This is a genomic window from Pseudomonas sp. GD04015 (assembly GCF_029837675.1).
GTDB lineage: Bacteria > Pseudomonadota > Gammaproteobacteria > Pseudomonadales > Pseudomonadaceae > Aquipseudomonas > Aquipseudomonas paralcaligenes.
The window spans coordinates 119047-129366 of the sequence record NZ_JAOEEE010000013.1; the positions used below are offsets into that span (position 1 = coordinate 119047).

The window sequence follows — 10320 nt, forward strand, 5'->3', positions numbered from 1 at the left end:
TCGAGCGAAGGCTAGGCTAGGCAAAAAACGGTGAGGAAGCGGACTGGGCTCGCATGCGAGTTTACGAATGGTAAATGAGCATTCCGAACCGATTTTTAACGACGCATCGCCGAGCGCAGGCACTTTTCGTACATAACCTAACACCCCACCGCCTAATCAAGCCTGGCCAGGATCAAGCACCATGAAAATCCGAAGCGAACTCCCCTCGGACGCCTCTGCCATTGCAACAGTGACTACCGCAGCATTCAGAAATGCGGCTCACACCGACCACACGGAACAGTTCATTGTTCGGGAACTGCGCAACTCTGGGGCGCTGTCCGTGTCGTTTGTTGCGGAAGACGATGGTGCGGTCATTGGACATGTCGCGGTATCGCCCGTAACCATTTCAAGCGGTGCAGCGGGGTGGTATGGACTCGGCCCCATTTCCGTCCAGCCGGAACGGCAAGGGGCAGGCGTCGGCGCCCAACTCATGCGGGCTGCACTCGACCAGTTGCAGTCCAGTGGCGCATCCGGATGCGTAGTGCTGGGAGAGCCTGCCTACTATTCCCGCTTCGGTTTCGTCGTGGCCCCAGGGCTGGTACTGCCCGGCGTACCACCAGAATACTTCCAGGCCATTTCGTTCAAGGGTCCGCACCCCACGGGCACGGTTTCTTACCACGAAGCGTTTGAAGCCAAGGCGTAGCCATTCGCTTCGCCATGCGACTGCGCACAGGTGTGGAATCCGCAGACGGTTATGCCTGGAATGCGGCTCCAGGCGGGCAGCCTGGACATCCTTCGTGGTCACGCATGATCACCCCATGACACCACCAGCGGGAACGAGAGATTTTGCCCGCCACGCGGGCTTGCGGCACACTAGCCGCCCCGAGCGACCGCTCGTTTCACAGTCGTAACCTATGACCCGCTCCCCCTTCCGCCGCCTTGCCTTCGGTGCCCTGCGTCGCCTGCTGTATCTCTGGGTACGCTCGGAAACCATCAACCAGTCGTCCTTCAACCTGCGCCTGGATCGCGGCAAGCCGGTGTTCTATGTGCTGCAGCAGCCCTCGGCGGCGGACCTGGCGGTGGTGGACAGGGAGTGCACCAAGGCCGGCCTGCCGCGCCCGGTGCTGCCGGTGGCGCTCGGCGGCCAGCTCGAGCCGGCCGGCTTCTTCTACCTGACCCGCTCGCCCAGCTGGTTCGGCGGGCACGACAAGCGCGGCGCCCCGCCCACCCTGCAGCGCATCCTCGCCAGCCTCGACGGCAATGCCCTGGACGACGCCCAGATAGTCCCGGTCAGCGTGTTCTGGGGCCAGTCGCCGGACCGCGAGACCAGCCCGTGGAAGCTGCTGTTCGCCGACACCTGGGCGGTCACCGGGCGCCTGCGCAAGCTGGTCAGCATCCTCATCCTCGGGCGCAAGACCCGTGTGCAGTTCTCCGCGCCCATCCACCTGCGCGAACTGCTCGACCAGGGCAAGGGGCGCGAACGCACCCTGCGCATGGTGCAGCGCATCCTGCGAGTGCATTTCCGCAACCAGAAGGCCGCCGTGATCGGCCCGGACGTGTCGCACCGGCGCAACCTGGTCAAGGGGCTGATCCATGGCCCGCAGGTGCGCCAGGCCATCCGCGAGGAGATGGAGCGCGAGAAGATCAGCCAGGAGAAGGCCGAAGCGCAGGCCCTGCGCTACGGCAACGAGATCGCCTCGGACTACACCTACACCGCCATCCGCTTCCTAGAAACGGTGCTGAGCTGGTTCTGGAACAAGCTGTACGAGGGCATCCAGGTCAACCATCTGGAGGCGGTGCGCGACATCGCCCATGGCCACGAGATCATCTACGTGCCCTGCCACCGCAGCCATATCGACTACCTGCTGCTGTCCTACCTGCTGTTCCGCAACGGCCTGACCCCGCCGCACATCGCCGCAGGCATCAATCTCAACATGCCGGTGGTCGGCGGTCTGCTGCGCCGCGGCGGCGCCTTCTTCATGCGCCGTACCTTCAAGGGCAACCCGCTGTACACCGCAGTATTCAACGAATACCTGCACACCCTGTTCAGCAAGGGCTTCCCGGTCGAGTATTTCGTCGAGGGCGGCCGTTCACGCACCGGGCGCACCCTGCAGCCGAAAACCGGCATGCTGGCGATCACCCTGCGCAGCTTCCTGCGCTCCTCGCGCCTGCCGATCGCCTTCGTGCCGGTCTACATCGGCTACGAGCGCGTGCTCGAAGGCCGCACCTACCTGGGCGAACTGCGCGGCGCGGCGAAGAAGAAGGAGTCGATCTTCGACATCTTCAAGGTCATCGGTGCCATCCGCAAACAGCGCTTCGGCAGCGTCCGGGTCAACTTCGGCGAGCCGATCAAGCTAGCCGAGTTCCTCGACGCCGAGCAGCCCGGCTGGCGCACCCAGGACTACGGCGACCAGTACCGCCCCGAGTGGCTGAACCGCACCACCAACCGCCTCGGCGCGCAGGTGGCGCAGCACCTCAACGAGGCAGCGGCGATCAACCCGGTCAACCTGGTCGGCCTGGCCCTGCTCTCCACCAGCAAGCTGGCGCTGGACGAGAAGGCCCTGGCCCGGGTGCTCGACCTGTACCTGGCGCTGCTGCGCAAGGTGCCCTACTCGCCCCACGCCACCCTGCCGGACGGCGATGGCCAGGACCTGATCCGCTACGTGCAGAGCATGGACCTGCTGGCCGAGCAGAAGGACGCCCTGGGCAAGATTCTCTATCTGGACGAGCAGAACGCCGTCCTGATGACCTACTACCGCAACAACGTGCTGCACGTATTCGCGCTGCCTGCGCTGCTGGCGAGCTTCTTCCTCAGCAGCTCGCGGATGAGTCGCGAGCAGATCCTGCGCTACTCCACCGCGCTCTACCCCTATCTGCAGTCGGAGCTGTTCATCCGCTGGTCGGTGGATGAGCTGGAGGGCGTCGTGGACCAGTGGCTGGAGGCCTTCGTCGAGCAGGACCTGCTGCGCCGCGAGGACGACATGTTCGTGCGCCCGGCACCCAGCTCGCGCCAGTTCGTCCTGCTCACTCTGCTGGCCCGCGCCATCGTGCAGACCCTGCAGCGCTTCTACATGGCCACCGCCCTGCTGATCAACGCCGGCCAGTACGCGCTGAGCGCCGAGGAGCTGGAGAACCTGTGCGTGGTGATGGCCCAGCGCCTTTCGATCCTCCACGGTCTCAACGCCCCGGAGTTCTTCGACAAGAGCCTGTTCCGCCACTTCATCCAGACCCTGCTGGACCAGGGCGTGCTGCGCCAGAACGGCGAAGGCAAGCTCAGCCACCACCCGCAGCTGGCGGAGCTGGTGGAGGGTGTGGCCAAGCGCGTGCTGCCCGCGGAGATCCGCCTGTCCATCCGCCAGGTGGCGCTGGAGCGCGAAGAAGACCCGGTCGAGCCCGCCTGATACGCGCGACGCTCCGACCGGCGTCGCCGGTCAGAGCACGTTCGGCTCGATCTCCAAAGCCACGCCGAAGCGCTGCAAGATGTCCTGCTGGATACGCCGGGCCAACTCCAGCAGCTGGGCGCCGCTGGCCGTGCCGTAGTTGACCAGCACCAGCGCCTGCAGGCGGTGCACGCCGGCATCGCCTTCGCGGAAGCCCTTCCAGCCCGCGCGCTCGATCAGCCAGCCAGCGGCCAGCTTGACCCGCCCTTCCCCGGCCGGATAGCTGACCAGGTCGGCATGCAGGGCATGGATGCGCTCGGCCTGCTCGGCCGGCACCACCGGGTTCTTGAAGAAGCTGCCGGCATTGCCCAGCTCGGCGGGGTCCGGCAGCTTCTCGCGGCGGATGGCGCAGATGGCGCGGCTGACGTCCATCGCCGTCGGCGCCTCGACGCCGTCCTGCTCCAGGCGCTGGCGCACCGGGCCGTAATCCAGGCGCAGCGCGGCCTTGCGGCTCAGGGCGAAACGCACGCGCAGGATCAGCCAGCGCCCGGGCTGCTGCTTGAACAGGCTGTCGCGGTAGGCGAAGGCGCACGCCTCCAGGCCGAACTCGCGCAGCTCGCCGCTGCGGCGATCCAGCGCGGTGAGCCCGGCGAACACGTCCTTGATCTCGACCCCGTAGGCGCCGATGTTCTGCATGGGCGCGGCGCCGACCGTGCCGGGGATCAGGCTGAGGTTCTCCAGGCCAGCCAGGCCCTGCTCCAGGGTCCAGAGCACGAAGGGGTGCCAGGGCTCGCCGGCCTCGGCCTCCACCACCACCCGCTCGCCGTCGTCCGCGACGATGCGCAGACCGCGGCTGGCCATGCGCAGCACCAGGGCCTCGACGTCGCCGGTCAGCAGCAGGTTGCTGCCGCCGCCGACCACCAGCAGCGGCAGGTCGCGGTGCCCGGCCTCGGCCAGCGCCTGGCGCATCTCGTCGTCGTCGTGTGCCTCGGCGAACAGCCGCGCCTTCACGTCGACACCGAAGGTGTTGAACGGCTTGAGGGAGACCGCTTCGCTCAGCTGCAGGCTCACAGGCGTCCCCTGATCTCGGCGAGCAGGGCGTCGCTGGCCTGCTCGATCAGGTCCAGTACCTGCTCGAAACCGTCCGCCCCGCCGTAGTAGGGGTCGGGCACCTCGTCCAGGGCCAGGGCGTAGCGGCGCAGGTACAGGTCCAGCTCGGCGCCGCCGCTGGCCGGGCGCAGCGCCTGCAGGCGGGCCAGGTTGTCGTGGTCCATCGCCAGGATCAGGTCGAAGCGCTGGAAGTCGTCGCGCAGCACCTGGCGCGCGCGCAGGCTCGACAGGTCGTAGCCACGGGTCAGCGCCGCCTGGCTGGAACGGCCGTCCGGCGCCTTGCCCACGTGCCAGTCGCCGGTGCCGGCGGAGTCCACCGTCACCCGCTCGTGCAGGCCGGCCTGCAGCAGGCGGTGGCGGAATACGCCCTCGGCCGTGGGCGAGCGGCAGATGTTGCCCATGCAGACGAACAGGACGCGCATCAGGCCCCCAGCAGGCGGCGCACCCGCTCCAGGTCTTCCGCGGTATCGACGCCGGCCGCCGGCGCCTCCAGGGCATCGGCGACGTGGATGCGCACGCCGTGCCAGAGCGCGCGCAGCTGCTCCAGGCACTCTGTATCCTCCAGCCAGCACGGGCCCCAGGCGACGAAGTCGTGGAGGAAGCCGGCGCGGTAGGCGTAGATGCCGATGTGGCGGCGATAGGGCACGCCTTCCGGCAGCACGTCACGGCGCTGGGCGAAGGCATCACGCGCCCAGGCCAGCGGCGCGCGGCTGAAGGTCAGGGCCAGGCCGGTCTTGTCAGAAACCACCTTGACCACGTTGGGATTGAACAGCGCCTGCACATCATCGATGGGCTCGGCCAGGGTGGCGATCCCCGCCTGCGGGTTGGCGGCCAGGTTGGCGGCCACCTGATCAATGATGCTCGGCGGAATCAGCGGCTCGTCGCCCTGCACGTTGACCACGATGGCGTCATCCGCCAGGCCGAGCTGGGTGGCGACTTCGGCCAGGCGGTCGGTGCCGGAGTTGTGGTCCACCCGGGTCAGCAGCACTTCGGCGCCGAAGCCCTGGCAGGCCTCGACGATGCGCGCGTCGTCGGTCGCCACCACCACGCGGGCGGCCCCGCTCTTCTTCGCCTGCTCCCAGACGTGCCGGACCATGGGCTTGCCGGCGATGTCCTGCAGCGGCTTGCCGGGCAGGCGGCTGGAGGCGTAGCGGGCGGGGATCACAACGGTGAAGGCGGTCATCTACTTGTCCAGGCGCTCGTCGGTGGTCAGGGTGCGGGCCTCGCTTTCCAGCATCACCGGGATGCCGTCGCGGATCGGGTAGGCCAGACCGGCGCCTTTGCTGATCAGCTCGGTCTTGTCTTCGGAAAGCTGCAGCGGGCCCTTGCACACCGGGCAGGCCAGGATGTCGAGCAGTTTGGTATCCATCGGGGAATCCTCGGAGAGGTGGGAAAACGCGAAACTCAGGGCCGGGCGGCAGGCAGGCGGTCCAGGCGCTGGTCGAACCAGGCGACGAAGGCCGGCGACGGCGCCGCGTCCACCGCCAGGTACCACCAGTCGTCGGCGGCGAAGGCCCGGCATTTCACCGCATCCTTCTCGGTCATCAACAGCGGCAGCGCCGGGGTGAAGCGCAGGGTCTCGGGGCTGTAGCGGGCGTGGTCGGCGAAGGGATGCGCGATCGGCCGCCAGTTTAGCGCCTCGAGGGTGGCGAAGAAACGCCGCGGGTTGCCGATGCCGGCTACTGCATGGACCTGCTGGCCGGGCGGGAAATGGTCGAGACCGACCCGCTCGCCGCTGCGCAAGTTGACCAGGGCGGTCGGGCGCAGCTGCAGGGCATAGCCCTCCTCGCCGTCCACGGTGGCGCCGTTGTGCAGCACCGCGTCGACCTCGGCCAGCCGCTCCGCCGGCTCGCGCAGGGGGCCGGCCGGCAGGCAGCGGCCGTTGCCGAGGCCGCGCGCGGCGTCCACCAGCACCAGTTCGATGTCGCGGGCCAGGCGGTAGTGCTGCAGGCCGTCGTCGCAGAGGATCAGGTCCAGCTTCTCCTGTTCCAGCAGGGCCTGCACGGCGCGGGCGCGCTGCGGGTCGATCACCAGCGGCACGCCGCTGCGCTGGACGATCAGCAGCGGCTCGTCGCCGGCGTGGCTGGGCGGGTCGTCGGCGCGCACCCGCCAGGGCAGTTGCGGCGGCATGGCGCCATAGCCGCGGCTGACCACGCCGACGCGCAGGCCGCGTGCCCGGCAGTGCTCGATCAGCCAGAGGATCATGGGGGTCTTGCCGGTACCACCGACGGTGACGTTGCCGACCACCAGCACCGGCACCGGCGCACGATAGATGTCGCCCTCACCGGCCAGGAAGGCACGGCGCTTGCCGAGCACCACCCGCCGGTACAACCACTCCAGCGGGCGCAGCAGGGTCAGGGCGGGATGGCCGTGGTACCAGGCGGCGACGAGCCGGTCGGCGAGGCTCAAGGCTTGGCCTCGGCCTCGACCGTGGTGATGCGCAGGTGGGAGAAGCCCAGCTTGCCGGCGGCGTCCATGGCGGTGATCACCGCCTGGTGCGGGGTCTTGCCGTCGGCGCTGATCGCCACCGGCAGGCTGTTGTCGCCGCCGGACTCCTTGCCCAGCGCGGCCATCAGGCCTTCCAGATCGCTCTTGAGCAGCGGCTGGCCGTTCAGCGAATAGCTGCCGTCGGCGCTGATCAGCACTTCCAGCTTCTTCAGCGTGGTTTCCTCGGGCGGCGTGCCGGAGGCGGCCTCTGGCAGGTCGACCTTGAGCTGGGTCTCGCGGGTGAAGGTGGTAGTGACCACGAAGAACAGCAGGAGGATGAACACCACGTCGATCAGCGACGCCAGGTTGATCTCGACGTTCTCCCGGGATTTACGCCGGAACTTCACGCCTTCTTGCCCTCTTTGCGGGCCTCTTTGGGTGCTGGGGCCGCACCGTTGCCGCCCAGGTCGACATCGCGGTCGCCCTGCACCACCTCCACCAGCTTGATCGCCTCCTGCTCCATGCCGACCACCAGCTCGTCGACGCGGCGCACCAGGAAGCGATGGAAGAACAGTGCCGGGATGGCGACGAACAGACCCGCAGCGGTGGTGATCAGGGCCTTGGCGATACCGCCGGCCAGGACGGCCGCGTTGGCCATGTTGGCGCCCATGAAGGCGCTGAAGATGTCGATCATGCCCAGCACGGTGCCCAGCAGGCCGAGCAGCGGCGCGACGCCGGCGATGGTGCCGAGGGTGTTGAGGTAGCGCTCCAGGTCATGGATGACGCGGGCGGCGGCCTCCTCGATGCACTCCTTCATGATCTCGCGACCATGCTTGGAGTTGGCCAGGCCGGCGGCGAGGATCTGCCCCAGCGGGGAGTTGGCCCGCAGCTCCTTGAGCTTGTCGTTGGTCAGCTTCTTTTCCTTGATCCACAGCCACACCTGGCCCAGCAGGTGGGGGGGCGTGATACGGCTGGCACGCAGGGTCCAGAGGCGCTCGGCGATGATGCCGGCTGCGACGATAGAACTCAGAATGATCGGCAGCATCATCCAGCCGCCAGATTTGACCAACTCCCACACGGTTGCGCATCCCCACTTGGAAAAGTGGCGCCACTCTAGCATAGGGACGCGCAGGCACAGACCACCCGGGTTCTCATTTTTCCCGCCAGAAACGCGGCCGCTCGCGCCAGCCGGAAGCACCCTCGCCACCGCCCAGCAGCAGGCGCACGGCGCCCTTTTCCGCGCTGTCGTGCAGCTCGATGCCGCGCTGCCGGTAGCGGGCCAGGACGGTCGGATGCGGATGGCCGAAGGGGTTGTGCCAGCCCCGCGAGAGCAGCGCTGCCCGTGGCGCCACCGCATCCAGGAAGGCGGCCGACGACGAACTCCGGCTGCCGTGGTGCGGCACCTGCAGCCACTCGGCGCGCAGGTCGCGCCCCGCTGCCAGCAACGCGCGTTCGGTGGCCGCATCCACGTCGCCGGTCAGCAGCAGGCGCTCGCTCGCCGTCTCCACCTTGAGCAGGCAGGAGGCCGGATTGCCCTGCTTCGCCCCGGCCCAGCGCCAGGTGGTGAAGCGCACGCCGTCCCAGTCCCAGCTTTCGCCATCGATGCACGGACGCGCCCGCAGCTCCACCGGCAGGGCGTCGGCCTCCCCGCTCGACACGCGGGCCACGGCCATGCCCTGCACCACCGCCAGGGCGCCGCCGGCGTGGTCGCTGTCGGCGTGGCTGAGCAGCATCAGGTCGAGCCGGGACACGCCCAGCTGGCGCAGGGAGGGCAGCACCACCCGCTCGCCCAGGTCGAAGTCGCCGAAACGCGGGCCGGCGTCGTACAGCATGGCGTGCTCGCGGGTGCGCACCAGCACGGCGAGCCCCTGGCCGACATCCAGTTGCCAGACCTCCGCCTGCCCCGGGGCGATCCGCTCCCGAGGCGGCAGGAAGAACGCCAGCAGCAGGGTCAGGCCCAACGCCCGCAACGACACCCCGGCCGGCAATAGGCAGAGCAGCACGCCCAGGCTGCCCACCAGCCAGCACCAGAGCGGGAGCGACGTAGGCAGCCAGGCGGGCAAGGCGGCGGCGATCCAGGCGAGCAGTTGGAACAGCAGCTCCAGCAGGCCGCCGGCCAACCACAGCAGCGCCTCGCCCAACCAGGGCACCGGCAGCAACAGGGTGCCGAGCAGCGCCAGCGGCACCACCAGCAGGCTGACCCAGGGCACGGCCACCAGGTTGGCCAGCGGCCCGCTCAGGCTCAGCGGCAGGCCGAGGTCGAAGAACAGCGGCAGCAGCCCCAGCGCCAGGGTCCATTGCGCGCGCCACCAGACCCGCCACCAGGGCCAGTGGCCGAGCCGCCCACCGAACACCCAGGCGAGCACCGCAACGGCGCCGAAGGACAGCCAGAAACCGGCCTGCAGCACGGCCAGCGGCTCGACCAGCAGCACCAGCACGAACGCCAGTCCCAACGGCCACCACAGCCCCAGGTGACGGAAGCGCAGGCGCCAGAGCAGCACCAGCGCGACCATCACGCAGGCACGCCGCACCGGCACCTCGAAGCCCGCCAGCAGGCCGTAGCCCAGCGCACCGGCGAAGGCCAGTCCGCAGGCCCAGGGCAGCCAGGGCACGGCGCGCGGCCACAGCCCCATCCGCGCCAGGCCAGCGACCAGTCCGTACAGGAAGACCGCCAGCAGCGCCACGTGCTGGCCGGAGATCACCATCAGGTGCACGGTGCCGGTGTCTTGCAGTACCCGCCAGTCGCTACGGCTCAGCCCCGAGTCGTCGCCGATCACCAGCGCCGCCAGACCGCCGGCGCGGCCATGGGCCTCGACCTGCAGCAGCCGGCGGCGCAGGTCGTCGCGCCACGCGGCGGGCCCGACCGCCTCGCCCAGACGCTCGCCCTGCTTGACGGTGCCAGTGGCTCCGATGCGTTGCGCCAGCAGCCAGGCCTCGTAGTCGAAGCCCTGCGGATTGACCAGGCCACGCGGGCGCTTGAGCCTGACCGCCAGGCGCCAGCGCTCGCCGGCCAGCACCGGCGGCCCGTCGTACCAGGACAGGCGCAGGCGCTGCGGCAACCCGTGCTTCCTGGCGGTGGCGTCTTCGAGCTGAAAGCGCACCACGCCCTCGGCCGTTTCCGGCAGCCCGGTCACCCGCCCTTCCAGCCACAGCGTGCGGCCGTCCAGCTCGACCGGCAGGCGGTCGTCCAGCGCGGACTGGGCGCTGAAGCAGGCCCAGACGAAACCGAACAGCAGGAAGGAAGCCGGATAGCTGCGCCAGGGCAGCAGCATCAGCGCCACCGGCAGCAAAAGCAGGAGCAGCCAGAGCGGCGGAAGCTCCGGCAGGAAGCGCAGGCAGATCAAGCCCGCAGCCAGCGCCACCATCCCTGTGCGCATGAGGTGTATCCCGGCGAGAGGCCGTGGGCCCCGGAGCGGGCAAGTCT

10 protein-coding genes are annotated in these 10320 nt (G+C 69.0%); 2 read left to right on the forward strand and 8 right to left on the reverse strand.

The genetic code is table 11. From position 1 onward, the window contains the following. The first annotated feature begins 181 nt into the window (after nucleotides 1-181). Nucleotides 182-682: an N-acetyltransferase gene (locus N7640_RS13620; protein WP_279904326.1), complete on the forward strand. Its 501-nt coding sequence runs from the start codon at nucleotides 182-184 to the stop codon at nucleotides 680-682. Between the two features lie 211 nt (nucleotides 683-893). Further along, nucleotides 894-3380, forward strand: a complete 2487-nt coding sequence (gene plsB, locus N7640_RS13625) for a glycerol-3-phosphate 1-O-acyltransferase PlsB (protein WP_220814803.1) — start codon at nucleotides 894-896, stop codon at nucleotides 3378-3380. A gap of 30 nt (nucleotides 3381-3410) precedes the next feature. On the opposite strand, the gene murB is transcribed toward plsB, so the two are convergent. From murB to N7640_RS13665, 8 genes are all read right to left on the reverse strand, one after another. Next, entirely contained in the window at nucleotides 3411-4430 is a 1020-nt protein-coding gene (murB, locus tag N7640_RS13630; protein ID WP_279904325.1) for a UDP-N-acetylmuramate dehydrogenase, read from the reverse strand. Next, nucleotides 4427-4891 carry a low molecular weight protein-tyrosine-phosphatase gene (locus tag N7640_RS13635; RefSeq protein ID WP_220814801.1) on the reverse strand — a complete coding sequence of 155 codons (465 nt, stop codon included), beginning with the start codon at nucleotides 4889-4891 and terminating at the stop codon, nucleotides 4427-4429. The genes murB and N7640_RS13635 overlap by 4 nt, the downstream gene beginning before the upstream one ends. Continuing rightward, on the reverse strand, nucleotides 4891-5652 hold the full coding sequence (gene kdsB, locus N7640_RS13640) for a 3-deoxy-manno-octulosonate cytidylyltransferase (RefSeq protein ID WP_220814800.1): 762 nt from the start codon (nucleotides 5650-5652) through the stop codon (nucleotides 4891-4893). The genes N7640_RS13635 and kdsB overlap by 1 nt, the downstream gene beginning before the upstream one ends. Continuing rightward, complete coding sequence (locus N7640_RS13645) at nucleotides 5653-5838, reverse strand: Trm112 family protein (protein WP_192397323.1); 186 nt, start codon at nucleotides 5836-5838, stop codon at nucleotides 5653-5655. A gap of 35 nt (nucleotides 5839-5873) precedes the next feature. Then, complete coding sequence (gene lpxK / locus N7640_RS13650; RefSeq protein WP_279904324.1) at nucleotides 5874-6878, reverse strand: tetraacyldisaccharide 4'-kinase; 1005 nt, start codon at nucleotides 6876-6878, stop codon at nucleotides 5874-5876. After that, a complete protein-coding gene (locus N7640_RS13655; RefSeq protein WP_279904323.1) occupies nucleotides 6875-7303 on the reverse strand; it encodes a biopolymer transporter ExbD in 429 nt (142 codons plus the stop codon). The genes lpxK and N7640_RS13655 overlap by 4 nt, the downstream gene beginning before the upstream one ends. After that, the gene (locus N7640_RS13660) at nucleotides 7300-7974 is read right to left on the reverse strand and encodes a MotA/TolQ/ExbB proton channel family protein (RefSeq protein WP_279904322.1); all 675 of its coding nucleotides are present in this window, start codon (nucleotides 7972-7974) and stop codon (nucleotides 7300-7302) included. The genes N7640_RS13655 and N7640_RS13660 overlap by 4 nt, the downstream gene beginning before the upstream one ends. A gap of 73 nt (nucleotides 7975-8047) precedes the next feature. Beyond that, nucleotides 8048-10273, reverse strand: coding sequence for a DNA internalization-related competence protein ComEC/Rec2 (locus N7640_RS13665; protein WP_279904321.1), 2226 nt, complete (start codon nucleotides 10271-10273; stop codon nucleotides 8048-8050). Between the last annotated feature and the right edge of the window lie 47 nt (nucleotides 10274-10320).